Source organism: Streptomyces sp. HD (assembly GCF_028369295.1).
Lineage (GTDB): Bacteria > Actinomycetota > Actinomycetes > Streptomycetales > Streptomycetaceae > Streptomyces.
The window spans coordinates 51172-77079 of the sequence record NZ_JAQMYP010000041.1 but is presented as its reverse complement, the minus strand read 5'-3'; the positions used below and the strand labels follow the sequence as shown (position 1 = coordinate 77079).

The window sequence follows — 25908 nt, the reverse complement described above, 5'->3', positions numbered from 1 at the left end:
TCGCCTCTCGAAGGGAACCTGATCATGCCCCGCCCCCTGCGGGTAGCCATCGTCGGAGCCGGCCCCGCCGGGATCTACGCCGCCGACGCGTTGCTCAAGTCCGAGGTGGCCGCCGAACCCGGTGTGTCCATCGACCTGTTCGAGCGCATGCCCGCTCCGTTCGGACTGATCCGGTACGGCGTCGCCCCCGACCACCCCCGCATCAAGGGCATCATCACGGCCCTCCACCAGGTGCTCGACAAGCCGCAGATCCGTCTCTTCGGCAACGTCGACTACCCGAACGACATCAGCCTGGACGACCTGCGGGCGTTCTACGACGCCGTGATCTTCTCGACGGGCGCGACGGCCGACCGTGAGCTGCGCATACCGGGCATCGAGCTGGACGGCTCGTACGGCGCGGCCGACTTCGTCTCCTGGTACGACGGCCACCCGGACGTGCCGCGCACCTGGCCGCTGGAGGCGGAGAAGGTCGCCGTGCTCGGCGTCGGCAACGTCGCGCTGGACGTGGCCCGCATCCTGGCCAAGACGGCGGACGAGCTGCTCCCGACAGAGATCCCACCGAACGTCTACGACGGCCTGAAGGCCAACAAGGCGCTGGAGATCCACGTGTTCGGCCGCCGTGGCCCGGCACAGGCGAAGTTCTCCCCGATGGAGCTGCGGGAGCTGGACCACTCCCCCAACATCGAGGTCATCGTCGACCCCGAGGACATCGACTACGACGCGGGCTCGATCGAGACCCGGCGCGGCAACAAGCAGGCCGACATGGTCGCCAAGACCCTGGAGAACTGGGCGATCCGCGACGTCGGCGAGCGGCCGCACAAGCTGTTCCTGCACTTCTTCGAGTCGCCGGCCGAGGTCCTCGGCGAGGACGGCAAGGTCACCGGCCTGCGCACCGAGCGCACCGCCCTGGACGGCACCGGCAACGTCAAGGGCACCGGCGAGTTCAAGGACTGGGACGTCACCGCGATCTACCGCGCGGTCGGCTACCTCTCCGACAAACTCCCCAAGCTGCCCTGGGACATCGATTCGGGCACCGTCCCGGACGAGGGCGGCCGGGTCATCCAGGAGTCCGGCGAGCACCTGCAGTCGACGTACGTCACCGGCTGGATCCGCCGCGGCCCGGTCGGTCTCATCGGCCACACCAAGGGCGACGCCAACGAGACGGTGTCGAACCTGCTGGACGACTTCGCGAACGGCCGTCTGCAGACTCCGGGTTCGCCCGAGCCGGAGGCCGTGGAGGCGTTCCTCGCCGAGCGCGAGATCCGCTTCACCACCTGGGAGGGCTGGTACAAGCTCGACGCCGCCGAGAAGGCGCTGGGCGAGCCGCAGGGCCGTGAGCGCGTGAAGCTCGTGGAGCGCGAGGACATGCTCCGGGAGAGCGGGGCGTAAGTCGCCGACGACGGCCGAGAGGGCCGGGGCCCGGGGGTTCGTTCCCCCGGGCCCCGGCCCTCTCGCAATCAGCTGCCGCCCCTTTCGAAATCGGCACGCCCCCAGTGATCGCCGCCTGTTAGCGTCCCCCGGTGTTCTCACTCCTCGAACCCCCTTTCCTCACCCGGCTGCGCGACGCGCGGCGGGTGCTCGTCGCCGGTGCGGGCGGCGGTTTCGATGTGTACGCCGGTCTGCCCCTGGCCCTCGCGCTCAGGGCGGCAGGCAAGGAAGTCCACCTGGCCAACCTGTCGTTCGCGGACCTGTACGGGCTGGACCTCGACGTGTGGGTGGACCACGACGTCGCGGCGATACGCCCCGACACCCCCGCCCGCGGCGACTACTTCCCGGAGCGGACGCTCGCCCAGTGGCTCGCCGAGCAGGACCTGCCCGACACGGTGTACGCGTTTCCCCGAACGGGCGTCCGACCGCTCCGGGACGCCTACCGCACCCTCCTGGCGCATCTGGGCGGCATCGACGCCGTCGTGCTGGTCGACGGCGGCACCGACATCCTGATGCGCGGCGACGAACACGGGCTGGGCACACCGGAGGAGGACATGGCCAGCCTGGCCGCCGTGGCCGGGCTCGACGAGGTTCCGGTGCGGCTGGCGGCATGCCTCGGGTTCGGGGTGGACGCTTATCACGGGGTCAACCACTCCCTGGTGCTGGAGAACCTCGCCGCACTGGACCGCGAGGACGGCTACCTCGGCGCGTTCTCGCTGCCGCGCCACAGCCCCGAGGGCAGGCTCTACCTCGATGCGGTGGAGCACGCCCAGCGGTGCACGCCGGACCATCCGAGCATCGTCCAGGGGTCCGTGGCCGCCGCCGTGCGCGGCGATTTCGGGGACGTACGGTTCACCGAGCGGACCAGGAACGCCGAGTTGTTCATCAATCCGCTCATGGCCCTGTACTTCTGCGTCGACGTGCCCGCCCTCGCCCGGCGCAACCTGTATCTCGACCGGCTGGAGAACACCGCGCTGATGCGCCAGATCAGCTCGGTCATCGCGGAGTTCCGCGACGAGCTGCCGCGTCAGCGGCCACCACGGGCCTACCCGCACTGACGCGCTTTTGTCTCACATTTCGGTGAAGTCACCACAGGACTCGTGTGCGCTGCATACACTCCTGATCTTCACGCAAGCTCCACACAGGGGGATGTTTCTTCATGCGCATACGCATCGCCGCCACAACTGCCGTCGCGACGGCCGCACTCGCCGCGCTGTCCGCCGTACCGGCCCACGCCACCGAGTACTCGTCCGCGCTGAAGGTCAAGGGCATCCAGTACGACGCCCCCGGCCGCGACTCCAACAGCTGTTCCACCGGCAACACCGACGAGGAATACCTGACGATCAAGAACTACTCGTCGAGCGCGACGGTGAACCTCAAGGGCTACGTCGTGCGGGACGCCACCAGCACCAACAAGTTCGTCTTCCCCGCGAACCACTATCTGCAGCCCGGTGACTACGTGAAGCTCCGGGGCGGCCACGGCACCGACTCCGACAGCAAGAACGTCGTGTACCGCGACAACTGCAACTTCCTGTGGAACAACGACAAGGACACCATCAGGCTGTACAAGCCCTCGGGCGCCGGCGCCGACTCGCACTCGTACACCAAGAGCGGGTCCGACCCGGACGGAAACGGCTACATCACCTACCACGGCTGAGCCGACCGCGAGGCATGAGCAGGACCCGCCCCAATGCGGATGGTGGGCGAGTCCTGCTCACCGAGTCATTGTCATGACCGGATGGAGCGCGGGCCACGAGTGAGCGGCGGCCGGGCTGTGCGGATCGCGCACACCCCGTGTGCGGACCCCGCCGGTTTGGCAGCCACCTGCGGCGACGATACTGGTACAAGCACGTACCTCCGCCCACAGATGGACCTATGCCCAGCTCCTCCAGCGCTCGCCCCACCATCCCGCCCTCGGTGTGGCTGGCCCGTGGCCGCCACCTCGGACCCGCCGCACAGGACGTCCTCCGGCTCAGTCTGCGGCACCTCAAGGACAGCGGAGACATAGACGACTTCTCAGAGTTGCCCGAGACCGAGGGTGCCCGGCAGTGGATCTTCGAGGCCCGGTGGCGGGTCGCCGGGCCGGTGACCGTGCGGGCCCGGCTGACCGTCGAGCACGGCTCCGGCAGCGGTCAGGAGTGGGTGCTCGCCGCGGAGGCGGAAGCCCCGTGGGACCCGCGCTGGCCGTCGCCGGCCGCCCTGTTCTGGCCGCAGGAGCCGGACGCCACGTGGGACCACGAGCCGGTCACGGGCCTGCGCCTGACGGGCATCAACCCCCTGCCGCAGGACGACAAGGCCGTACGGCACCTGTTGCGGGACTCCGCGCGCGACGGCTGGAACTTCCATGTCGTCGTCCACGAGGCCATGACCCCCGACCAGCGCGGCCGCACACCCCTGGCCGGGATGCTGCCGCCGAGTCTGCGGCACCGGGTGGTGGAGCACCGGGCCGCGCCGAGCCAGCTGCGCGTCGTGAACTGGGCCCTGCGGGACTTCGGCGTCCAGGTGCCGCGCGGCGGTGCCGTGGTGCTGCCAGGGACTCCGGCGCCGTCCGACTACGACGTGGACGACTTCACCGTACGCAGCGTCTTCCTGGACGGTTCGGAGCCGGCCGAGCTCATCCATGCGGTCACACGCCTCGCCGCGCTGCCGCGCCCGCTGCCGGACGGCGGCGAGGGGGCCGTCACCGCACTCCGGGAGGACTGGCGGCTGCTCACGCTGGAGGAAGAGCTCGAACGCGAGCGCGCACTCGTGGCGATGTACGCCGAGGCGCTGGAGGCGATGACGAAGTCCCGCGACCTGTACCGGGAGGCCGCCGAGCAGGCGCACACGGCACTGGCCGCCTACCGGGAGACCGCCGACGCCGTCCCCGTGCCGCGCCCCCAGCCCTCCGACGCACCGGCGGCATCCCCGCTCCAGCAGCTGACCCGGACCTTCGAGCGCCTCAAGGGCTCCGCCCGGTCCCGCAGAACGGCCTCCGGCCCGGACGGCGCGGGGGCGAGCACGGCCGTCGAGGAGCAGCCGGAGCAGCCGGAGACGTCGGACCGCTAGCCGGGCGGAAGAGATACGGGAACCGACCTGTCCGATCGTGCGCCCAAGGGGCGTACGGCGGCTGCGAAGGGGCCGTACAGGCATGTACTGCGTCTGGCGGGTTCCGTTTCGGCACGCGGATGGACGGTTCGCGCGCCCGCGCAGGCAGGTGGGCGAACTGATTACGCGTCTTCCGTCCTGACGGGTGATGGTTTGCTCCTGGTGACGGCCGTCATGCAATGCACACGCCGTAATCGGGAATCCGACCAGCAGTGCGTGTGGTGCGCACCGACGGCACAAGGAGGGTCCGTGGACTCGACCACCACACTGATCGTCGTCGCCGCGGCCCTCGCGGCCGCCCTGCTCGCCGTGGCCGTCGGAGTGCTGGTGCGGCTCGTGCGCACACGCCGCACGCTGCGGCGCGCCGGACTGCCGACCGGACCGCGGTGGGTGTTCTGGGGTGCCCTCGTCTATTTCGTGCTGCCGACCGATCTGATGCCCGATCCGGTGTATCTGGACGACATCGGCGTGCTCCTGCTGGCGCTGCGTTCCTTGCGCCGTTCTCCCGACGCGGGGCGGCCCGGCCCCGTTGATTACGGAAAGTAAGGAAACCAACCACTCGTTCGATTCGTTTAAGTAAGTGGGAAGCAAAGGGCGTCGACAGACCGAGGGGCGGCGCTGGGTGACCAAGCTCGTTCGGAGCGCACCTGTAAGGGAGAGACGATGCAACCGTTCGCGCTCAACTATGCACGGCCGGCAGCGGAGTTGGAGGTCACCGCTCCGTACGTCTATGACTCCGGGCTGCAGTTGAACGTGCTCCGTGACGGGCGGATAGCCGCCAGTGATCATGCATTGCTGCGGGAACTGGGGACCACGACATCCACGGCCGGCTCGAAGACTCACTTCGACGACTGAACACAGGCCGGCGACAATGACCGTCTTGATTCTGACGAGCGAAGAGGACGTGACCGCGGACATGGTGGTCGTGCACCTCAACGCGTCCGGTGTTCCGGTGGTCCGGCTCGATCCCGCCGATCTGACCGGCGGGGTCGCGCTGTCGGGTGAGTATGTGCACGGCGCCTTCCGCGGCCATCTGTCGGCCGCGGAACGGCTGGTGAGCATCAGCGGGCTGCGGTCCGTCTGGGTGCGCAGGCCGGGGACGGCGGCGTCCCGGGCGGCGGCGCCGTCACCCTGGCTGGCGGAGGAGGCAGGGCAGGCGCTGTACGGCATGCTGCGCAGCTGTGACGCCCGTTGGATGAACCAGCCCGACGCGGCCGGCCGGGCCCGGTACAAGCCCTGGCAGTTGCGGCTGGCCCAGCGCTGCGGGCTGCCCGTCCCCGCGACGTTGATCACGACGTTCCCGCAGGCGGCCCGCGAGTTCGCCGATCGGTATCCGGACCTGGTGGTCAAGCCGGTGTCCGGCGCACATCCGCAGGACCCGCCCCGGGCCGTGCCCACCAGCAGGGTGGCCCCGGACGCGGACTTCTCCGCCGTCGCGTTCGGTCCCACCCTGCTGCAACGACGCGTCGTCAAGCGGGCCGACATCCGTCTCACCGCGGTGGGCGGGACGCTGCTCGCCGCCCGCAGGGCGGCCGACGCCGACGCCGAGGTGGACGTCCGCTTCGACGCCTCCGGGGCACCGTGGCATCCGGTGGAGACGGCGCCCCGCGTCGCGGAGGCCGTCCGCGCCTATCTGCGGGACGCGGAACTCGCCTACGGCGCCTTCGACTTCGCCGAGGACGCCGACGGGACGTGGTGGTTCCTGGAGTGCAACCAGTCGGGACAGTTCGGGTTCGTCGAGGTGGACACGGGCCAGCCGATAGCCCGCACCATCGCCGAGTGGCTCGCCCGGCCGGCCTTCGGGCAGGAACCCTCCGTCAACGGGGCGAGCGCGACGGCCACCTGAGCGGGATCAGCGCTGGGGGCCGGGGGGCAGGGCGCTGCGCTGCCAGGTCGGGGGCGGAGCGGCCTGCCGTACGGGAGCAGGCGCGTTGCCGCCGGACAGCAGCGGCTGCATGGCGAACTCGACTTCCCTGCTGACGCGTTCGGCCTCCCTGCGCACCTGGGTGGGGATGTCGCCGCGCTCCGCGATCAGCCGGTCGTAAATGGGGGAATCCTGGAACACCCGTCAACGCGCCTTTCCTGTCGTGGCCCTGTGTGCATTTGGGCACGGCTGTGGAGTCTAGGCGCCGACGCACACTGAAGTACGAATTCTGCCAGAGCGCTTGACGGCGGACGAACGGACAGTAGGGCGCCGACGCGGTGCCGCGCGCCGCCCGATCCCCGGGTCAGGAGCCCCCTCCCCGGGTCAGGCGCCGGTCGTCGAACCGGGCCGCACGATCATCAGGACGGTGACGGTGGCCCACAGGAGGTTGAAGATGCCGGTGAACATGGCGAGTTGCGCCGTGGCCGAGTGCTCGACGGGCCGCTGGGCGTCCAGCTGGTCGAGGAGCTCCTCCTGGCGGGGCAGGACGAAGGCGACCAGGATGCCGGCGGCCGCGGCGGTCAGGGCGATGGACGTGATGAGCCAGCCACTGCCCAGGACGCCCATCGCCAGGGCGGTGGCCACGCCGAGGACGGGGACCGACACCCCGATGCCGGCGTAGACGCGGCAGATGCGGTGCAGGAGCCGGACGGTACCCACGGCCACGGCACCGTCGGCCGCCGGGACGCGGCGCGCGGCCGGTGGGAACATGCTGGCCGCGACGGTGACGGGGCCGACGGCGACGATGGCCGCCAGGACGTGAAGGGTGAGCAGGATCTTGGTCATCGGCTGGTGTCGGTCTCCGTGTCGGCGTGGGAATCGGCCCCCGGGCTCGGCTCGCGCGGGGCGGCCCCGCCCACGTTAGGGATCTCTCCGGTGATCGCACAGAGGCTGAAATGACAGCTTCCAACGGGTTCTCGCCACCCGTGATGGCCACGGCATCATGGCAATCTCCCCTTACTGACCTGGGCTTCTGGGGATGGCGGGACTCTGCCTAGGGTGGGCTCATGCACACCGTGGCGATCCTGGTTCTCGACAATGTGGTGCCGTTCGACATGGCGACGCCGTTCCAGATGTTCGGCTGGACGCGGCTGCCGGACGGCCGCCGTCCCTACCGGGTCCGGCTGTGCGCCGAGTCGCCGGAGGTGCCCACGGAGGGCTTCGCCCTGCGGATCGACCGGGGGCTCGACGGGCTGACGGACGCGGACACGATCGTCGTGCCGGGCTCCGACGAGACGGGGCCGCCCTCCCCTCGCGTACTGGCGGCCCTGCGGGAGGCGGCGCAGGCCGGCACGCGGATCGCGTCGGTGTGCGTGGGCGCCTTCGCCCTGGCCGAGGCCGGACTGCTGGACGGGCTGCGCGCCACCACCCACTGGATGGCCACCGACGAACTGGCCCGGCGCTTCCCCCGTGTCGAGGTCCAGCCCGACGTGCTGTATGTCGACAACGGGCAGATCCTCACCTCCGCCGGAGCCGCCGCCGGACTCGACATGTGCCTGCACATGATCCGGCGGGACCTGGGGTCGGCGGTCGCCGCGCACACCGCGCGCATGGCCGTCGTACCGCTGGAACGGGAGGGCGGGCAGGCGCAGTTCATCGTGCACGAGCATCCGCCGGTGCCACGCGGATCGGCGCTCGAACCGCTCCTGGAGTGGATCGAGGACCATCTGGCCCGGGAGATCACGCTGGCGGAGATGGCGGAGAGCGCCGGGATGAGCGAGCGCACCCTCAGCCGCCGTTTCCGTGAGCAGACCGGCACCACCCCGCTGCAGTGGCTGCTGCGGGCGCGCGTGCGACGGGCCCAGTATCTGTTGGAGAACAGCGATCACCCGATCGAACGGATCGCCCGGCAGGCGGGCTTCGGATCACCGACGGCGTTCCGCGAGCGCTTCCGCCGGGTGGTCGGCACGACACCGCACGCCTACCGCTCCGCGTTCCAGGGCAAGAACCCGGTCGGCGCCCGGGAAAGGGCCTAGTCAATACCGGAGGAGTGTCCCCGTCGGTCACGGTGGGATAAATCACCCGAGTCCACACGGGCAGTTCGCAGTTGGACAAGGTGTATCGATCCTCCCCAAGGACGGTGTACGCCCATGAACTACTCCAGCCGCTTCCTCTGCGCCCTCTACATCTCCACGAGCGCCGGGCTCGCCTGGACCACGGTGCTCGAAGTCCAGTACGGCCCCGCGTGGGCCGCGTGTCTGTTCGCCGCCGCCAGTCTCGTGCCGCTCATCGCCGTGGTACGGGAGACGGTGATCGGGGAACAGCGGCGGTGGCTCCTGGAGCTGGTCGCACGGGCGGGGCGCGGTGGGGACGCCGCCGAGGCGATCGTCCGGGCGGAACTCGACTCGGCGTGCTGCGAGCGCTGGTGGACCAGCCTCGGCAGCGAGCACGACGTGACCTGCCGGCACGGGATGCCGCGCAGCAGCAGCGCCGCGTGAACGACGTAGGCGCAAGGCACTCGTCGTCGGGCGGGCCACCGGTGCCGTGGAGATCGCCGGTGAGCGCGGCCACGACGGGACGTCGATCGCGGCCGTCAGCGCCAAGTGCGGGTTGCCCGCGAGCTCGATCTACTGGCATTTCAAGGACAAGGACGATCTGATCGCCGCAGTCATCGAGCGCAGCTTCGAGTTGCCTTGTGATCAGCTGCTCTTGCCAGCGTGGTCAGGCTCCGCGAGACGCTCCGTCGGCCCGCCGAACGCCAGGACCAGAGTTCGCCTCGCCAGAAGCCAGACACCATCGGTCCTGCGGAAAGTATCTTCATAGTGACCAATGTTTGCCGGCAACCGGGGTGGAACAAGCAGGCCTTCGGCATAGCCATCGACCCGGTAAGTTGCGAAATAGGTCGTGGCCGTTGCCTCGTTGGCCGAGTGAACAGTGATCAGAATGTTCGTACACATCCGCCTGGAGAGCCGGTCTGCTGGCCGGGACCCGAAGTAGTGGCGAAGGGCTTCGCGTCCTTCGATAAGACGACCGTCACGCGGCCACTCCCAGACTCCGTCCGGGGTGAACAGGTCGGCCACCGTGCTCGGTTCGCCGAGATCAAGCCTTCGGACGAGTTCCAAGACCAAACGCTCACATGAGCGCTCGGCGAGCATATGGTCCAGGGAACCGAGGTCTTCGTTAGTCATCTCCGATCTCTATCAGCCGCCGTGCCAGACCCGAGTGCTTTTCGTCGGCATTGGGGCCAGACAAGGGTGAGCAGAGCAGCCCCGAACCCGCTTGCGCCTCCCAGTAGAGCCCCACCCCACGAGCGGGTTCCCAGCAAGACAGCCTCCAGATTCCACGAACCCGCTGGTTGCCCTCTTCGACACCATCACCGCCCCTGGGAAGCTGGCGAGCCAGAAACAGCTGTTCGCGACCGTACGCGCCCATCTACTCATCGGCGAAAGCGTGCGAACGCCGTAACTGGGGCGCGGTCCTCGTCATACAGAGCGTTCGGCCTGCTGCATAGGTACGTCGGTCGGGGGTTCGCGCGTCGGCGGCGATCCCAGCGCGTACACCGCCCGGCGGGTCATGCACGGAGTCATCGGAGTCATCGGAGTTCCAGGTGAATCGCCGTAAGGCCGGGAACCGCCGTAGGAAACGTCGCCGCCCGCCGCGCTTCCTGGTGTGAGCGGTGGTGCGGGTGGGGCGTCTAGGCGTTCATGGCGTCCGTACGCGAAGCCGCGCCCGGATGCCGGCGACCCCGGATGCCGTCGACCCCCGGATACGGCGACCGTTGCCATGCTGCTCAGGCTCCAGACGGCATCGGCGACCGTGATGCCTAGTCCATCCAGGTGGCTTCCAATTCCCTGCGTATTTCCGCGGCCTCTTGCCGGACTCGGGTGGCGGCCATGACATTGCCGGCCAGGGTGTGGGCCTTGGCCAGAGTGTCGAGACCGACTGCCAGCCAGGTCCGGGAGCCGATTTTCCGCCACAGGTCGGCGGCTGCTTCGGCGCGTCGACAGGCGAGTGTCACACGGCCGGCCGCGAGTTGTGCCTCCGCGAGCGCGTACAGCGTCGCTGCCTCGCCCCACAGGTTGCCGAATTCGCGGTAGGTCCAGAGGGTACGGGCCAGTAATCGCCGCCCCTGCCTCTGCTCGCCCTGCCGTACGAGTACGTCGCCGAGCCAGCATGTGGCATGTGTGGCGGTCAGCCGGTCGCCGAGGTTTTCGCTGATGGACGCGGCCTGCCTGAAGCAGTCCGCGGCAGCCGGGTAGGCGCCGTTCGCGCGGTGGCTCTGCCCCAGGCAGCGCAGGGCCTGTGCTTCGCCGGGGCGATAGCCCGCGTCCCGGCTCGCGCGCAAGCACTGCGAGAACCGCTCCACGGCGGCCTCGACACGCCCCTGTTCCAGCTCTATGACACCAATGCCGTTGGTGGCGTAAACAAGGCAATTGATGTTTCCCGACATACGGGCCAGCTCCGCCGCCCGCTCGAAATGGCTTGTGGCAGAGGCGTATTGCCCGAGCAACCGGTGCACGTACGCCAAACCGGCCGTGGCGCTGGCCAGATAGGCCGGGTCCTCTCCGTCGGCGAGCTTCAGCGCCTGCTCGAAGTGGTCCAGCGCCTCGGGATAACGGTCGAGAATGGTGGTGAGTTCGCCCAGACAACGGTGGAGTTGCGTGGCACTGCGCTGGTGGCCGCCGCGCAGCGCAGCCTTGAGGGCCCGCCCCTGGAGCCGTTCCCAGTCGTCGAAGTGGCTTCCGATCTGGAACAGCGTTGTCAGCGTGGTGGCCAGCGCGGCCGCCGAGGTGATCTCGTCCCTGTCCAGTGCCTGGTCCGCCACCGCGATGAGGGGCTGGCGCTCGTCGTTGAACCAGGCCTGAGGGTCGGCGAGGACTTGGGCGGTGTCTGCGGCGGAGAGCCGCCAGGACGCCAGGCCGGTCTGCGAGATGCCCTGGAAGTCGACACTGAGGCTGTCCGCGGCGAGGTCGGCCAGGTAGAGACTCGCCCCCAGCAGCCGGGAGAGCGCGGCGGCACGGTGCTGCGGCGGCACCTCCCGCTCCGCCCTCTCCCGGCCCAGCAGGCGCACCAGGTCGTGCAGGCGGTAGCGCATACCGGACAGTCCCGTCGAGCCGGCCTCCACGACATGCACTTCCACGAGGTCGTCGAGCACGGCTTCTGCGTGGTGCAGGTCCAGGTCCAGCAGTGCGGCCAGGGCCCAGGCGGCGAAGTCCGGTGCGGGCAACAGGGCAAGCATGCGCAGGGCGTGCCGGTTCGTGGGGGTCATGCCTTGGTAGGTCAGTTCCAGACTGGCACGTACGGCTATGTGGCCGACGGCGAGTTCGTCCAGCTTGCGCTGCTCGTCCGCCAGCGCGCGGGCGACTTTGCCCAGCGGCCAGTGCGGTCGCGCGGCCAGTCGTGCACCGGCGACCCACACCGCCAGGGGAAGGCCCTGACAGGTCGACACGATGGCCCGGGCGGCGTCCGACTCGGCGAGGGTTCGGTCGGCGCCGATCATCTCCTGCAGCAGGGCGAGTCCTGTCTCGGTGTCAAGCACTCCCAAGGGGAGCCGGTGGCCGTTCAGGTCCGGCAGGGTTGTGCGGCTGGTGATGACGGCGGCGCAGTGCGCTCCGCTGGGCATGAGGTCGTTCACCTGCTGCGCATCGGCCGCGTTGTCCAGCACGACGAGTGTCCTGCGCTGGGCGAGCAGGGTGCGGTAGAGGTGCACCCGGCCGGTCAGGTCCGGTGGTACCGCGCCGCCGCGTACTCCGAGTGCCCGTAGGAATGCGCCGAGGACCGTGAACGGCTCGACCCGCTCGGCGTCGAAGGCGCGCAGGTCCGCATAGAGCTGGCCGTCGGCGAACCGAGAAGCCAGCGCATGTCCCGCCGATATGGCGAAGGCCGTTTTGCCGACCCCGGCCGGCCCGGTGACCAGCAGTGTCACCGGACCCGCCGTCACCGAATCCGGCGGATCCGCCGTCATCCGGCCGAGCAGTCGACAGGCCCCGGCCATCTCGTCGTCCCGGCCCACGAACAGCGCGGGGGCAGGAGGAAGCAGACGGGGCACGAGCTGCTGACCGTTCACCCCACCCCGATCCCTTGGAGCGCTGCCATCGCCGTCGTCCCGACCCTCCGCAGCCGCAGTGGACGGGTCTGTCGTCCAGGCGTTCCGCTGAGAGGGCTGGAGGCGTGCCGGTTTGGAGGAAGAGGCTGCACCTGGGGAGGGCGTGGCGAGGGCGGGAGCGTCGGTGAGAATCTGCTGGTGCAGGCGGCGCAGCTCTGGTCCGGGATCAGTGCCCAACTCCTCGGCCAGGCGCCGACGCAGGGACTCGTAGCGGTGCAGGGCTTCGGAAGCCCTGCCGCTGCGGTACAGAGCCAGCATGAGTTGTCCGGCTGCTCGTTCATCCAAAGGGTGGCCCTGGGCCAGGGAGGAGAGCTGGGGCAGCAGCATTCCGTGGAGGCCGAGGCGCAGTTGGGCGTCGTTGAAATCCAGCGCGGCGGCGAACCGCTCCCGAAGCAGTCCTTCGCGCAGTGTGCCGAACCACGGTGTATCGCAATCCGCGCAGGGTTCTCCCTGCCACAACTCCAGTGCCTCTTCGAAGAGTTGTGCGCGGCGCGAGGGGTCCTCCGCCACGCGGGCCTGCCGTACCAAGGCGCCGAACCTGTGGACGTCCACGGCGAGTTGATCAACCTCTACCGCGTAGCCTCCTGAGCTTCTGGTGAGGATGGAGGCGTCGTCGCCCGCGGGTTCCAAAGCCTTCCGCAAGTGACAGACGTACCCGTACAGCGTGGTTCTGACCTGCTGCGGCATGCGCTCGGCCCACACTCGACCGATGAGCTGAGCGATCGACACCGTGCGGGGAGCATCGACCAGCAACGCGGCCAGGACGGAGCGCTGCTTGGCAGGGCCCAGATCCACCGGTCTGCCGTCAACCTGCACCGCGATGTCACCGAGTAGGCGGAACTCCACTGCCATCACGCCGCTCCCCCCTGGATTGGTCGCATCCACGGTGTCGAAAGCGGCGCGGAGCAGCCAACTCAAGATCTGGCCAAGGTTTCTCCAATACGGCGTGTGCAGGGTGATGTCCACTGCTGAGAGAAGGGGGAGCTCTCTCGGCCGGGACCCGAAATCGAAGTCACCGAAGGAGTACCCATGCGTATTCGCCATGCCCTGGCCACCGCAACGACCGCCACCACTCTCGCACTCGGAGCCTTGGCCGCGCCCGCTCAGGCGGCTCCAGCGGCGGCTCCGAACACCGTTGCGCGACCGTCGGCGGCGGCATCGGCAAGCGACGACGTCTTCTACACCACGCAGGCGACAAAGCAGTACACCTGCGCCAAGACGACCTGCCGAGTGAAGAGGAACCTCTTCAAGGGGCAGCCGCTCTCGATCTCCTGCTACTACGTCGGGCAATCGGTCTCGGGCAACAAGATCTGGTACTACACGACGACCTGGCAGTACGAGTACTGGGTGGACGGATACACCCCGGGCCAGCACATCAACACCGGCGCCGACCCCAGGCCCGGCGTCCCGCGGTGCTGAGCGGAGCACGCAACACGGCGGACAGAGAGGGCCTGCGGCCGCAGCGAAGCGTGGCAGTCGAGCCCGAGCCGCCAGTGCGCAAAGTAGGCGTCACTCCGACGCCACTCTCAATCGACTTCTGGTCCGCGCCAGGACCGAAGTACATGACATGCCATCGACCATGCTCTCGGACAGGAGAAGGTTCATGCCCATGACGCTCGCGAAAAGGACCGGCCTCGTTCTCTCGGCGTTCGTGCTCGGCGCCGCGGCCACCACCGCTGCCCCAGCGATCGCCTCTCCCGCCTCCGCGCCGGCTGCCATAGCAGGGGACAGCGCCTGCCCGTATGACCTGGGCCACCCGACCCTCTACCCGGGCGACACCGGCAAGGCCGTCGCGCACGCGCAGTGCCTGCTCAACATCTACGGCCGGGGCCTGGCGGAGGACGGCATCTTCGGCTCCGCCACGAAGACTGCCGTCGTGTGGGCCCAGGGACGATGCCGAATCCCGAAGGACGGCATCGTCGGCCCGAAAACGTGGAACTGCCTGCACCCGGACGTAAGCCCCAACCCGTGACCTGAACCCTTCGGGGAGGACGGGGGCAGGAGACGGGGGACGTGCGCGCCGGTGGCCCTGGTCCGGGGCCACCGGTCGCGCACCCGCATGGCCGGACGCTGCCGTTCGGTGGTGATGCGTGTGTGGCAGCAAGAGCGGGTCGGGCACATTTCTTCGCCCGACCCGCCTCGTTGCGAGGTCAGTGGACCCACGCTTCCGTACTCGGCTGCCGCCGATGGGCAGCTGAGGGTACGTCAGCAGACAGCGGTCCGGTCGTACTGGCCACCAACGGTGCGGAAGTACCCACTGTGCTTGTCCTTGATGGTCTGGCAGGACGTGTCACGCCAGTGATGGACGATGATCCTGATGCGCATCGGCTTGCCGCAGTTGTTGTACGGCCAGGCCTGCATGCCGCCGTCGGCGTTGTTGACGTAACTGCGCTCGATACACGCGGGTGCAGTACCACCGGCAGCGGCGTGTACGGGTGCCGCCTGCGCCGGACCCGCGCCGCCCAGGACGCCTGCCAGCACGACGGCCGCCGAGCCGATGGCGGCCTTCCGCTTCATCGTCAGCATTCTCGAATCCCCCTTCTCTACCCCGTGCCATGTGCACGGAACTGGTCACCGCTGAACCTACGGACCGCGCGGAAAACAGGCGTCAGCCCCCGGTTTGAGGTCTGCCGTAAACCAGTGCGGTAGGGCTTTACCACCCCGGTTGCAAGAGATGTGGTGCAGCTTCTGAGTGGGCAGATCCACGACGTGGATCGTGAAGATGATCAGCGGCAGTGAGGCCCAGCCGGCGGGCCACTCGGAGCTCGGATTACGGGCCATGGGACCTGGTCTATGGGCTCCACGGGCCCAGCATGAGCCACTGCACCCGTCCGGTGGAGCCGGGTGAAACCGTCCCTCCACCTGCGGGCCGCCTCAAGCCGTCCCGGTGCTTCCGCAGACGGCGTCACGGCCATGGGCCTCAGCCCCGGGACCTGCCAGCATGAGCATGCTCGATCCGATCCTCGTACTTTGGAGGTTTGATGCGCGCAGGCGTCGTGGTCGCCGCACACCCCGGTGTGGAGGATCTCGCCGTGCAGGCCGAGGAGTTGGGCTTGCGCAGCTTCTGGGTCAATGACACCCCGATGGTCCACGGAGACCCCTTCGTCGCCTTGAGCCTGTGCGCGAAGGCCACCCGTCGCATCCGGCTGGGTATCGGCGTGACCTCCCCGGCGCTGCGCTCGGCCCCGGCCGCGGCGAGCGGGTTCGCCAGCCTCAACGCCCTGGCACCGGGCCGGATCATCTGCGGGGTCGGCACCGGAAACACCGCTCGGCGCACTCTGGGCATGCAGCCGACCACGGCGGCCGCGCTGGAGAACTTCACCGCGGCACTGCAGGATCTGTGTGCCGGGCGCCCGACCGAGTACCGCGAAGGAGACCGGGTCCGCGACATCCGGTTCCTGCACGCCGGTGCGCACGTGAACACCGACGATCCGATCGAGTTCGTCGTGGCCGCGCTGCACGGGCCCAAAGCCGCAGCGGTCGCCGGCCGCCGCGGCGCCGGCCTCATCTCCTTCGGCCTGCTCGACCCCACCGCCTGGCACGCGCTGCACGACATCCGCCGTCAAGCCGCCCACGGCACGCTCCGCGCCCCCGACTCCCCCGCGGACTCCTACGTGGTCACCGCGCTGCACCTGCTGCGCGGCAACGAGGACTTCGACAGCGACGCGGCCCGGGACACGACAGGACACCTCGTCCTGTCGCTGCTGGACTTCGCCGCCGACACACCCGCCTTCGCCGGGCAGCTCGGCCCCGACGAACGCGAGGCGGTGCGACAACTCCTCGACCGGCGTGGCACCACCGCCACCGCGCCGGACCGGTACACCAAGCTCTACCCGAACTACCTCGGCCGCATCGCACCGCGGGACCGGGACCTGGTCCTGCCCTCGCTGATGAACAGCGTGGCTCTCGTCGGCACCCACGACGACCTCCGCACCCGCATCACCGCCCTGGAACAGGCAGGCGTCGATGAGCTCCTCATCCAACCGGTGGTCGACCCGCCCACCGAGATGGCTCAGCTCGCCGAACTCCTCACCTGAGCGCCCGAGGCCGTCGCACAAGGGCCGATTGACGACATCGAAGTCACGGGACGTTCACCGTCGGTGCCCGGTCCGACGGCAGTTACGGGGATCGGCATGGAGACGGACACGCGCGGATGGCAGCAAGCTCCCCGCCGCAACCTTTGCCCGCCGTTCAAGACGTCACAGCCCTCACGCCACTCCCGTGATTCCAGGAGGAAGAGCGATCCTCCAGGACCAACCGAGATCCGGTACCACCTGACGCATAGCGCCCCCAGACCGCGGCGAGTTGGGGTTGCTCGCAGAAGGCCTCGCGCAGGCGCTGGGCCAGGGCGATGATGCGCTGCTTCCAGTCGCCGTCGGGGCGGTAGCCCTCCATGGCGGCCAGCAGGATCCGGTCGGCGACCGCGCGCAGCAGTGCCCGGCTCGGGCAACTCGCCAACCCGCCGCCTGCTTTCCCCGGTCTGCCGGCGGGCTCGTCGATCTTCTCGGCGACGCCTGCTGGGACGATCAGTTGATACGGCGTCAGAGGTTCGATCGATCAGTCTGCCGACGCCCCTACATGCCTCACGTGCGGACTCCGAGGCGAGGAGCGCCGGGCCGCCTTCGAACCCGTCGGTTCCCGTGGCGGTGTCATACGGCCACGAGCCGGACCCTGGCTGACCGGTGGCCGGGCCCGCGCGGGACCGGCCACCGGTGACGCACAGGTGCGCCCAGCGCCTGCCTACGGCGCCATCTCATACGCGCCGGCCAGCGCCTCGACCCGCTGCCAGACCCGCTGCGTGCGTGCTTCGTCGACGACCGGCCGCCGGACCGAACCCAGTGCCCACTCCTGCTGCTGTTCGGTCGCCGAGTCCTTGCCGTGCAGTTCGACGGCGTGCGCGGAGAAGTCGCGCACGAGGACGGCGAAGAGTTCGTCGAGCACGTCCTCGTCGAGTCCGGTCAGGGCGGCCTGCTCCAGGACGAGCTGCCCGTGCACGACGAGGGCGAAGAGCTGACCGACCGCGAGGACGAGGTCGAGGTCGCGGCTCTGCTCCGCGTCGGGGGCCGCCGTGGCGACGAACGCGCAGAGCGCGTCTGCCTGTTCACGCAGGCGGGTGACGTTGGGCAGGTGCGTGTACGCGTCGAAGGCGGGCCGCCAGTCGTGGAAGCGCACCGAGCCGAGGCCGCGGGCCGGTCCCTGTCGGAACAGGAAGTCGTCGTCGGCCGCGTCGAGGCGGGTCGGCACGCCGGGGTAGTCGGCCGGGTCGAGGAGGTGGCTGCGCATGAACTTCAGGATCAGCGCCAGGTTGACGTGGACGGTGCCCTCCAGCTTCGGCAGACCGCGGATCTCCACGGCCGCCTGGCTGAAGTAGTTGTCCTTCTCGAAGCCCTTGGCCGCGATGACGTCCCACATGAGGTCGATGACCTTCTCGCCCTCCGTGGTCACCTTCATCTTCGTCATCGGGTTGAAGAGCAGGTAGCGGCGGTCGTCCGGGCCGGCGGTACGGAAGTAGTCGACAGCGCGGTCGCTGAAGTACTTCATGCCGACGAGCCTGACGTACGCGTCGGTCAACTCGCGCCGCACGTGCGGGAAGGCGGTGACGGGACGGCCGTAGAGGACGCGGTTGTGAGCGTGGGTGACGGCCTCGTACATCGCGTGCTCGCAGATGCCGATCGAGGCGGTGCACAGGTTGAACTTGCCGACGTTGACGGTGTTGAGCGCGGCGTCGAATGCCGCGCGCCCGGTGTGCAGGACGTCCTCGGCCGCAACGGGGTAGTCCTCCAGGCGGAACTCGCTGACGAACTTGGACGAGTCGACGACGTTCTTGACCAGGTGGTAGGCCGGGTGTCGGCTGTCGGCGGCGAAGAACACGTAGCCGTCGGGGCCCTCGACGTCGGTACGGCGGCCGAAGACGGAGACGAGTCCGGCGGCGTTGCCGTTGCCGATGTAGTACTTGGAGCCGGTGGCCCGGAAGCCGCCGTTGCCGTCGGGCTCCAGCAGCATGTCGGTGGAGTAGATGTCGGCGCCGTGGGCCTTCTCGGACAGGCCGAACGCGAACACCTCTCCCTGGGTGAGCAGTTCGGCGGCGCGGGAGCGGGCGGCGGCGTTGTCGCTCTGCCACACCGGACCCAGGCCGAGGATCGTGACCTGCCAGGCGTACCAGTAGTCCAGGCCGTAGAAGCCCAGGATCTCGTTGAGCGCGGCGATCCGGGCGGTGTCCCACCGCTTGTCCGGCTCCCCCTCCCCCGCGGCGGACGACGGCGTCAGGAAGGTGGCGAACAGGTTCTCCTTCGCTGCGAAGGCGAGGAAGTCGCCGAGCCAGGCGCGGGTCCGGTAGTCCTCGATCAACTGCCTCTTCCCGCGCTCCTCGAACCAGTCGACGGTGGCACGCAGCAGACGGCGCGTTTCGGGGTCGAAGTGCGTCGGGTCGTACGTGTGCGGGTTGAACAGCAGCTGGTCAGCCATGATGAGGATGCCTTTCGGCTGATGGAGGGTGGGAATCGGGAGTTCCGACGGCTGGACCGGTCGGATCGGGAGGGGCGGCGGAGGATGCGGTGGTGATCAGCCGGCCGGACCGAACCGGGCCAGCGTGGCAAGCACGTCGTCCAGCCAGTCGATCATCATCCGCTCGTACGCGATCCCGCCGCGCAGTACGGCGTGCTGGAGCTCCCGCTCCGCATCGGGCGGCGCCCCGGAACCGGCCGCGCTCGCCTCGGCCCCCGTGAAGTCTCGTGCCTCTCCTGCGAGATAGTGCGCCAACCGGTCCCGGTGCGCCTGCCGGTGCCGCTCCACCTCCCGGATCAGGGCAGCCGGGTCGTCGAAGGCGGCACCCCGGATCTTCACGGCCAGGTCGTGGCGGACGCTCTCCGGCTCGATCGGATCATGCAGCCAGGAGGACAGCGCGGCCCGGCCGAGGTCGGCGACGCTGTACTCCTTCTTGTCCGGCCGTCCCTGCTGCGGGACATCCCTGACGTCGACCCAGCCGTCGTTCTCCATGCGCTTGAGCACGCGATAGATCTGTTGGTGGGTCGCGGTCCAGAAGTAGCCGATGGACCGCTCGAAACGCCGGGCCAGCTCATAGCCGGATCCCGGCTGCTCCAGGAGCGACACCAAGATCGCGTGTTCGAGCGCCATGACGCCGATCCTGCTATGCAACTCGTTGCATAGCAACCTCGCCCGCTCCGATGCGACGCGGCTCACCCTGGGACGGCCCGCACCCCCGGCGACGTATACCCGTCATCCTCACTCGCGGCGCAGGACCTTCGACCCGTGCCAGCGGCAGATCATGAGGGCGAAGTGGAGGTCGAAGGCGTTGGCGTCGAGGTCGAGGTGGTAGTGGTCGACGGCGCGCTGGACGCGGTAGTGGACGGTGTTGCGGTGCACCATCAGCTGGTCCGCGGTGGCGGAGTAGCTGCGATGGGTGGCAAGGAAGACGCGAAGCGTCTCGCGGAGGAGTTCGCGGCGACTGTCGTCCACGGCGAGCTCGCCGAGGGTGTCGAAGACGAAGTCGGCCAGTTCGCGGGGTTCGTCGACCAGCAGAGCGACGGGGGCGACGCTGGTGAAGGCCACCACCATGGGGGCGGCGGCCCCCGCGGAGAGCACGAGGGCCTTGGCGCGGGCAGCGGCGCGGGTGCTGCGGCGGAAGCCGTCGAGGCCCGGGCGGACGATGCCGAGGGCGACGCGCACCGGTAGCGCGGCGTCGGCCAGTTCAGTGGCGATGGTGTCGGGGTCCACCGGGCAGTCGGGCCTGACGGTCAGCCAGATCCGGGCGTCGGCCTCGTCGGTGTGGACCAGCAGGGGGCGTCCATGGGCACGCAGGACGGTGGACAGCAGCGAAGCCAGCCGGTCGAAGACGACGGTGGGGTCGGGGCCGCCGACAAGGGGCGCCGCAGTTCCGTGGAGCCAGGCCTCGACGGCCAGATGGTGGCCGGTCAACCGGTGGTCGAGGGCGGCCTCCGCCTGCCGCAGATCGACGCGGGGGTTGTCGAGGAGCTGTCCCACCCAGTACTGGCGCAGCATGCCGCGGGTGCCCACCCAGCGTTCGCGCTCCTCCTCGTAGACACGGCCGATCTGGTCGCAGACCCGGTCCACATAGGCGGAGCTGAGGCTGACCAGCGCGATGACGGTGCCGGCCGGGTCCGGCAGCCCCAGTCGGACCGCCTCGCCGAGGACCAGGTCCAGGCTCTGCGCATGGCCGAGCCGGTAGGCGCGCAGCAGGGCTGAGAGCGGAACGTCGCGCTGGGCGAGCCTGCGGGCGTAGGAGACGGCCGAGGCCGGCGCGTCCACGGTCTGCGGGTCGATGCGGTTGATGATGACGTGCAGGGCGGTGACGATGTTCTCGGTGATGCTGGCTTCCAGGAGCCCGTGCAGCGGTTCGTCGTGTTCCAGCTGGGCGATCTCCGCCTCGGTGGTGGCGACCAGCCGGGCGATGACGTCGTCCCGGTTGGCCTGGATCACCTGGGCCGCCAGAACGACCGGATCCGGTGCCTCCTCCGGCCGCTGCACGGGAGCGTTCACCGGTCCAGGTACCGCAGTGCGGAGCGGGCGGCGTTCGCACCGCACATGCCGTGGACCCCGGCACCGGGTGGGGTGGCCGCCGAGCACAGGTACACGCCGGGGATGCCGGTGCTGTAGGGGTCGAGGGACGTCCGCGGACGCAGCGCGACCTGCCGTGCGGTGTTGGCGCCGGCGACGATGTCGCCACCGACGAAGTTCGCGTTGTACCGGGCCAGTTCTGGGGCCGAGCGCGTCGCGAGCCCCACGATCCGCTCCCGGGCCCCCGGCGCGAACCGCTCGATCTGGCGCAGCACCGCCTCGGTGGCGTCACCGGGGTGGCCGTGCGGGACATGAGCGTACGCCCACACGGGGTGGAGGTCGCCGCGGGAGCGGCCGGGGTCGGCGAGGTACTGCTGGCCGACCAGGACGAACGGGCGCTCGGGCATCCGCCCGGCGGTGATCTGCGCCTCCGTACGGACGACCTCCTCCAGGGTGCCGCCCAGGTGCACGGTGCCCGCGCGGCGGCATGCCTCATGGGTCCAGGGGATACCGTCCTGGACGGCGAGGTCGACCTTGAATGCCGCCGGACCGTGCCGCCAGCCGCGGTAGGCCCGGCGCACCCGGCCGGGCAGCCGGACGCCGCAGATGCGTGCCGCGGCTGAGGGCGTGGTGTCGAGCATGACGATCCGGGCGGGGGCCAGTTCGGCCAGGGAGTCCACTCGCACCCCCGTCTCGATGGTCCCGCCGAGCCGGCCGAGCAGTGCGGCCAGCGCATCGGTGATGGTCCGCGACCCGCCACGGGCGACCGGCCAGCCGAAGCGGTGGGCGGCGCCCACGAGCATCAGCCCGACCGCGGAACCGGCCGGGCCGGTCAGCGCATACATCAGATGGGCCGCCGCTCCCGCGAACAGCGCCCGGGCCTCCTCGGTGCGCCAGCGGCGGGCCACCGCCGTGGCGGGCTGGAGTGCCCTGAGTCCGAACCTGGCCAGCGCCACCGGGTGGGCGGGCAGATGCGGCACCGGGCGCAGCACGTCCTCGGTCAGCGCATCGAAGTCGTCGGCCAGCGGGGCGAACAGCCGCTCCCAGGCGGGACCGTCCACACCGAGCCCGCGCACGGTCCGCTCCATGGAGCGGAGCAGCACCCCGGCCCGCCCGCCGTCCAGCGGGTGGGCCAGATCGACCTCGGGCCACGCCCAGTCGACGCCGTACCGCTCCAGGTCGAGGGTGCGCAGGAACGGCGAGCCGACGCCCAGCGGGTGGACCGCCGAGCAGTGGTCGTGCAGGAGGCCGGGGAGCGTCAGTTCGCTGCTGCGGGTGCCGCCGCCGATCTCGTCAGCGGCCTCCAGGACGGTCACCTTCAGCCCCCGCTGGGCCAGGGCGACGGCGGCGGCCAGCCCGTTCGGTCCTGCCCCCACCACGATCGCGTCACTCATGTGCCGCCGCCGCCTCGGTCACCGGTCGCGGGCGCGCGACGGGCTCGACGGGAATCGCGGGCGACTCGTCGTCGAGCCAGGGCTGCCGGGTCACCATCTCCCCCACGTTCACATGTCCCTCCTCGATCAGGCCGCTCGCCGCGTCCACGATGCGGTAGTGCTGGCGCTGCCGGTGGGTCGGCTGGGACTCCAGTACGACGACGCGCAGGTCGCCCGGCGCGAAATCGCACCGCTGCTGCACGGCGGCCACCAGCTGCTCGTTGTGCAGATGGCCGTCACCGAAGTTCCAGCCGAGGACCGCTCCCGCCACGGTCTCGCCGTCCCGCACATCGTAGGACTCCACGTCGTCCACGGCCCGCGGCAGCAGCCCGGCCAGCGCGCGGCCGTGGCTGTGCATCGCCCGCCAGGCCAGCCCCTGGTGCAGCACCAGCTCGGCGGCGTCGGCTCCGTACAGGCGGGTGAGCTGGTCCACGGGCAGCGCGGACGCCTTCACCACGTGCTCGCCCAGCCGGCGCTCGGTGCCCTTGCGGAAGCACCACAGGCTGGTGGCCCAGTTACCGGCGTAGTAGCGCATCGAGGGGAGGAAGGACACCAGGTCGGGGCGGACGTGCCCGAGCAGTGGGACCACGGCCAGGCTCGACACCAGCACCGCGGCGAGCACTGGGGAGTGCAGGGCGAAGGCGCCGACACCCGCGTCGTGGCCGAAGAGGACGAGCGCCGAGTAGATGAAGAAGACGTTCCACTCCAGCGGTACGCCCATCGGGAAGGTCGACATGATGTGCAGATGGAAGACGACCATCACGGCCAGAGCGATGGTGGTGACGGGCCCGCCGTGCGAGAGCACCAGGACCAGCGGCACCACGTACTCGATGACCGTGCCGCCGTGCGCGGCCGCGGCGGCGAAAGCGGACGGCCGGAGATCGTCGGGGCAGTGGCGGTACAGCCGGCGTTTGAACCAGGCCGGACGCAGCGGGCTGTTGCTGATCATCACCGCCACCACGAAGGGGAAGTGCCGGTTGAGCTTGGAGGAGGCGGCGCCCCACCACAGGGCGAGCATCACCAGTTTCAGCGCGGCGGTCATGTCGCTCACCGGGAAGAGGAAGACCACGAGCGTCAGACCGTAGTGCTCGGCGCGGGCGGCGAGGAAGACGGTCTTGTCGCGCAGTCCGAGCAGCGCGAGCAGTGCGGCGACGACGGCGATGCGCCACGGAGCCAGCACGCCGGACGCGCCCGGGTCACCCGACCCGGCCGGCTCGCCCGGTGAGCACAGCAGCCACACGGCCGCCATCAGCAGCGCCGCGTACAGGACCACATCGGCCACCGTGCGTCGGGTTCCCGCGGTGAACGGAATCCGGCCGGGCCAGGGGGGCAACCGTACCGTGCCGGGGCGCAGCCAGTGCAGAAAGGCGCCCACCGGCGGCAGGAAGTGCGAGCTGAGCGGGCCTGAGCCGCAGCCGAGGCCCAGGACCTCCCACAGCAGTGTCCAGATGACGAGTTTCTGATAGACGATCGGCTCTGCCCACCAGGAACCGAAGTCCGCGATGCCGCCCACGCCGGGGGTCGCGGAGACGACCGCGATGCCGCCGAGCGCGTACGCGGTGATCTTCACCAGGTACAGCAGGTGCACGATGCCGGGGGTGCCGAAGCCGTGCAGGGTCCAGTGTTCGGCCAGCGGCCTGATGCGTTGCTGGTAGGGGCGGCTTCGCCACTGCTGCAGGTCGACGTCCGCCGTGTTCGGTGCGAGGAATCCCATGACCGCTCTCCCGTCCCCTGGTCAGCCGGCGACGGTGACGGCGGTGGTCCTGGCCCGCAGCGCGGGCTTGTCCGTCTTGCCGACGGGATTCCTGGGCAGCCGGTCGACGAGGGTGATCTCGGTGGGCACCTTGAACCTGGCCAGCCGGGCCCGGCAGTGGTCGAGCAGTTCGCCCGCGTCGGTTGCCGCGCCCGGACGCAGCGCGACGAACGCCACCGGTACTTCGCCGAGCCGCGGGTCGGCGGCGCCCACCACGGCGGCTTCGAGCACATCGGGGTGGTCGCCGAGGACGGTCTCGATCTCCTGGGGGGAGATGTTCTCGCCCCCTCGGATGATCATGTCCTTGATGCGGTCGACCAGCACCAGATAGCCGTCCTCGTCGAAGCGGCCGACATCGCCGGTGTGCAGCCAGCCGTCGACCACGGCGCGGGCGGTCTCCTCCGGGCGGCCCAGGTAGCCGCGCATCACGTTGGGCCCGCGGACGACGACCTCGCCGCTCTCCCCCGCCGGGAGGAGCCGCCCCTGCGCGTCCATGACGGCGACCCGCTGGCCTGGCAGCGGCCGTCCGACCGTGCCGGGCTTGCGCGGGCCGTCCAGCGGGTTGGTGGTGGAGGCGCAGGTGCCCTCGGAGAGGCCGTAGCCCTCCAGGATCGGGATGCCGTAGCGGCGCTCGAACCGCTCGATGAGTGCGGGCGGCATCGGGGCCGCCCCGCAGGCGGCGAACCGCACCGACGAGGTGTCCGGCCGTAGGTGGTCCGGCAGTTCGGTGAGCATCGAGTAGATCGCCGGGACGGCGGAGAAGCAGGTGGGACGCGCGGCGGCGACCAGGTCGAAGAAAGCCTCGGCCCGGAACCGTCCGGCCACCGTCACCCGCCCGCCGGCCAGCAGCGGGGACAGCACACCGACCACGATCCCGTTGACGTGGAAGAGCGGAAGGATCAGCAGGCTGTGGTCGGCCTCGGAGAGCCGGCCGGCCTCGATCATCATGCCCGCCATGGCGGCGACGTTGGCGTGGTCGAGCATGACGCCCTTGGGGCGCCCGGTGCTGCCGCTGGTGTAGATCAGCAGGGCGAGCGCGTCCGGGTCCGTCTCCGGTACGGCCGTGTCCTCGGCCGCGGCGTCCAGTTCGGCCACCGTGAGCGTCCCGGCGAGGGGCGAGGGCTCGGCGGTGACGACCACCGTGGCACCCGCGTCTCCGAGCTGGTGGCGCACCTCGTCCTCGGTGAGCGCCGGGTTGACCGGGGTCACCGCCGCGCCGAGGCGCCAGGCGGCGAAGAGCGCGACGACGAAGTCCACCGTGTTGGGCAGCAGCAGTGCCACCACGTCCCCGCGCCCTACTCCCCGCGCCCGCAGGGCCGCTGCGGCTCGGCGGACCCGGCGGGCGAACGCCGCGTTGTCCAGGACTGACGTCTCGTCGGCCGTGCAGGGACCGTCCGCGTCCCGTCGGGCCCGCAGATCTGGCAGTTCCGCGATGTGCATGTCGGCTCCTCGTGGTACGTCGACGGACGTCGGGCGCACGGGGCTCCCGTCCCGCCGCGGGAGGGATGTCCGGTGCATGAGGAGAGACGGTACGAATCGGCGGGGCTCGCGGCCCATGGGCGCGGACGACGAGGCTCACGGCCGGAGTTGTGCGCGGCGCACGAACCCGCGGCGACACGCCGACGCCGGTCCGCGCCGACCCCGAGGCACGTTTCACTCGGAGTCGGCGCGGGGCCGTGGGCAACCTGGTCTTGTGGGGCCT

At 70.1% G+C, this 25908-nt stretch carries 23 protein-coding genes and 2 pseudogenes; 13 read left to right on the top strand and 12 right to left on the bottom strand.

Annotated features, from left to right (window positions below; genetic code table 11):
- Nucleotides 1-24: 24 nt before the first annotated feature.
- The 7 genes from POF73_RS32645 (at nucleotide 25) to tgmB (ending at nucleotide 6361) form a co-directional block, all read left to right on the top strand.
- On the top strand, nucleotides 25-1389 hold the full coding sequence (locus tag POF73_RS32645; RefSeq protein ID WP_272122639.1) for an FAD-dependent oxidoreductase: 1365 nt from the start codon (nucleotides 25-27) through the stop codon (nucleotides 1387-1389).
- A gap of 131 nt (nucleotides 1390-1520) precedes the next feature.
- Nucleotides 1521-2486 carry a DUF1152 domain-containing protein gene (locus tag POF73_RS32640; RefSeq protein WP_272122638.1) on the top strand — a complete coding sequence of 322 codons (966 nt, stop codon included), beginning with the start codon at nucleotides 1521-1523 and terminating at the stop codon, nucleotides 2484-2486.
- A gap of 101 nt (nucleotides 2487-2587) precedes the next feature.
- The gene (locus POF73_RS32635; RefSeq protein WP_272122637.1) at nucleotides 2588-3085 is read left to right on the top strand and encodes a lamin tail domain-containing protein; all 498 of its coding nucleotides are present in this window, start codon (nucleotides 2588-2590) and stop codon (nucleotides 3083-3085) included.
- Nucleotides 3086-3303: 218 nt separating this feature from the next.
- The gene (locus tag POF73_RS32630) at nucleotides 3304-4476 is read left to right on the top strand and encodes a hypothetical protein (RefSeq protein WP_272122636.1); all 1173 of its coding nucleotides are present in this window, start codon (nucleotides 3304-3306) and stop codon (nucleotides 4474-4476) included.
- 288 nt (nucleotides 4477-4764) lie between these two features.
- On the top strand, nucleotides 4765-5061 hold the full coding sequence (locus tag POF73_RS32625) for a DUF1232 domain-containing protein (protein ID WP_272122634.1): 297 nt from the start codon (nucleotides 4765-4767) through the stop codon (nucleotides 5059-5061).
- Nucleotides 5062-5178: 117 nt separating this feature from the next.
- The gene (gene tgmA / locus POF73_RS32620) at nucleotides 5179-5370 is read left to right on the top strand and encodes a putative ATP-grasp-modified RiPP (RefSeq protein ID WP_272122633.1); all 192 of its coding nucleotides are present in this window, start codon (nucleotides 5179-5181) and stop codon (nucleotides 5368-5370) included.
- Nucleotides 5371-5386: 16 nt separating this feature from the next.
- Nucleotides 5387-6361, top strand: a complete 975-nt coding sequence (gene tgmB / locus POF73_RS32615; RefSeq protein WP_272122632.1) for an ATP-grasp ribosomal peptide maturase — start codon at nucleotides 5387-5389, stop codon at nucleotides 6359-6361.
- Nucleotides 6362-6367: 6 nt separating this feature from the next.
- Here tgmB and POF73_RS32610 read toward each other — a convergent pair whose 3' ends face one another.
- On the bottom strand, nucleotides 6368-6580 hold the full coding sequence (locus POF73_RS32610; protein ID WP_272122631.1) for a hypothetical protein: 213 nt from the start codon (nucleotides 6578-6580) through the stop codon (nucleotides 6368-6370).
- Between the two features lie 183 nt (nucleotides 6581-6763).
- Nucleotides 6764-7225 carry a DUF2269 family protein gene (locus POF73_RS32605; RefSeq protein ID WP_272122630.1) on the bottom strand — a complete coding sequence of 154 codons (462 nt, stop codon included), beginning with the start codon at nucleotides 7223-7225 and terminating at the stop codon, nucleotides 6764-6766.
- A gap of 221 nt (nucleotides 7226-7446) precedes the next feature.
- Here POF73_RS32605 and POF73_RS32600 point away from each other — a divergent pair, with 221 nt between their 5' ends.
- The 3 genes and pseudogenes from POF73_RS32600 to POF73_RS32590 form a co-directional block, all read left to right on the top strand.
- Nucleotides 7447-8415 carry a GlxA family transcriptional regulator gene (locus POF73_RS32600; RefSeq protein ID WP_272122629.1) on the top strand — a complete coding sequence of 323 codons (969 nt, stop codon included), beginning with the start codon at nucleotides 7447-7449 and terminating at the stop codon, nucleotides 8413-8415.
- A gap of 114 nt (nucleotides 8416-8529) precedes the next feature.
- Nucleotides 8530-8877: a hypothetical protein gene (locus POF73_RS32595; RefSeq protein WP_272122628.1), complete on the top strand. Its 348-nt coding sequence runs from the start codon at nucleotides 8530-8532 to the stop codon at nucleotides 8875-8877.
- Between the two features lie 46 nt (nucleotides 8878-8923).
- Nucleotides 8924-9094: pseudogene (locus POF73_RS32590) on the top strand (TetR/AcrR family transcriptional regulator); the annotation flags it as partial.
- Here POF73_RS32590 and POF73_RS32585 read toward each other — a convergent pair.
- Both POF73_RS32585 and POF73_RS32580 read right to left on the bottom strand, forming a co-directional pair.
- Nucleotides 9079-9567 carry a nuclear transport factor 2 family protein gene (locus POF73_RS32585; protein WP_272122627.1) on the bottom strand — a complete coding sequence of 163 codons (489 nt, stop codon included), beginning with the start codon at nucleotides 9565-9567 and terminating at the stop codon, nucleotides 9079-9081. The pseudogene POF73_RS32590 and the gene POF73_RS32585 sit on opposite strands and share 16 nt — an antisense overlap.
- Nucleotides 9568-10202: 635 nt before the next feature.
- Nucleotides 10203-13337, bottom strand: a complete 3135-nt coding sequence (locus tag POF73_RS32580; RefSeq protein WP_272122626.1) for an AfsR/SARP family transcriptional regulator — start codon at nucleotides 13335-13337, stop codon at nucleotides 10203-10205.
- A gap of 177 nt (nucleotides 13338-13514) precedes the next feature.
- On the opposite strand from POF73_RS32580, the gene POF73_RS32575 reads away from it, so the two are divergent.
- Nucleotides 13515-13904 (top strand): hypothetical protein, encoded by a 390-nt coding sequence (locus POF73_RS32575; RefSeq protein WP_272122625.1) that lies wholly within the window; start codon nucleotides 13515-13517, stop codon nucleotides 13902-13904.
- Between the two features lie 184 nt (nucleotides 13905-14088).
- On the top strand, nucleotides 14089-14457 hold the full coding sequence (locus POF73_RS32570; protein WP_272122624.1) for a peptidoglycan-binding domain-containing protein: 369 nt from the start codon (nucleotides 14089-14091) through the stop codon (nucleotides 14455-14457).
- Nucleotides 14458-14690: 233 nt separating this feature from the next.
- Here the strand turns inward: POF73_RS32570 and POF73_RS32565 are convergent, their stop codons facing one another.
- Nucleotides 14691-15002 carry a hypothetical protein gene (locus POF73_RS32565; protein WP_272122623.1) on the bottom strand — a complete coding sequence of 104 codons (312 nt, stop codon included), beginning with the start codon at nucleotides 15000-15002 and terminating at the stop codon, nucleotides 14691-14693.
- Between the two features lie 464 nt (nucleotides 15003-15466).
- Between POF73_RS32565 and POF73_RS32560 the strand changes: the two genes are divergently transcribed.
- The gene (locus POF73_RS32560; protein ID WP_272122622.1) at nucleotides 15467-16522 is read left to right on the top strand and encodes an LLM class flavin-dependent oxidoreductase; all 1056 of its coding nucleotides are present in this window, start codon (nucleotides 15467-15469) and stop codon (nucleotides 16520-16522) included.
- A gap of 205 nt (nucleotides 16523-16727) precedes the next feature.
- Here POF73_RS32560 and POF73_RS32555 read toward each other — a convergent pair.
- The 7 genes and pseudogenes from POF73_RS32555 to POF73_RS32525 form a co-directional block, all read right to left on the bottom strand.
- A pseudogene (locus POF73_RS32555) lies at nucleotides 16728-16919 on the bottom strand (TetR/AcrR family transcriptional regulator); the annotation flags it as partial.
- 306 nt (nucleotides 16920-17225) lie between these two features.
- Nucleotides 17226-18950: an acyl-CoA dehydrogenase family protein gene (locus POF73_RS32550; protein WP_272122621.1), complete on the bottom strand. Its 1725-nt coding sequence runs from the start codon at nucleotides 18948-18950 to the stop codon at nucleotides 17226-17228.
- A 96-nt stretch (nucleotides 18951-19046) separates the two neighbouring features.
- Nucleotides 19047-19619, bottom strand: a complete 573-nt coding sequence (locus tag POF73_RS32545; RefSeq protein WP_272122620.1) for a PadR family transcriptional regulator — start codon at nucleotides 19617-19619, stop codon at nucleotides 19047-19049.
- A gap of 108 nt (nucleotides 19620-19727) precedes the next feature.
- Nucleotides 19728-21002 carry a PucR family transcriptional regulator gene (locus POF73_RS32540; RefSeq protein ID WP_272122619.1) on the bottom strand — a complete coding sequence of 425 codons (1275 nt, stop codon included), beginning with the start codon at nucleotides 21000-21002 and terminating at the stop codon, nucleotides 19728-19730.
- The gene (locus POF73_RS32535) at nucleotides 20999-22414 is read right to left on the bottom strand and encodes a phytoene desaturase family protein (RefSeq protein ID WP_272122618.1); all 1416 of its coding nucleotides are present in this window, start codon (nucleotides 22412-22414) and stop codon (nucleotides 20999-21001) included. The genes POF73_RS32540 and POF73_RS32535 overlap by 4 nt, the downstream gene beginning before the upstream one ends.
- Nucleotides 22407-24167, bottom strand: coding sequence for a DUF3556 domain-containing protein (locus POF73_RS32530; protein ID WP_272122617.1), 1761 nt, complete (start codon nucleotides 24165-24167; stop codon nucleotides 22407-22409). Before POF73_RS32530 ends, POF73_RS32535 begins: the two co-directional genes overlap by 8 nt.
- Nucleotides 24168-24188: 21 nt before the next feature.
- Nucleotides 24189-25646 (bottom strand): class I adenylate-forming enzyme family protein, encoded by a 1458-nt coding sequence (locus POF73_RS32525; protein ID WP_272122616.1) that lies wholly within the window; start codon nucleotides 25644-25646, stop codon nucleotides 24189-24191.
- Nucleotides 25647-25908: the final 262 nt, after the last annotated feature.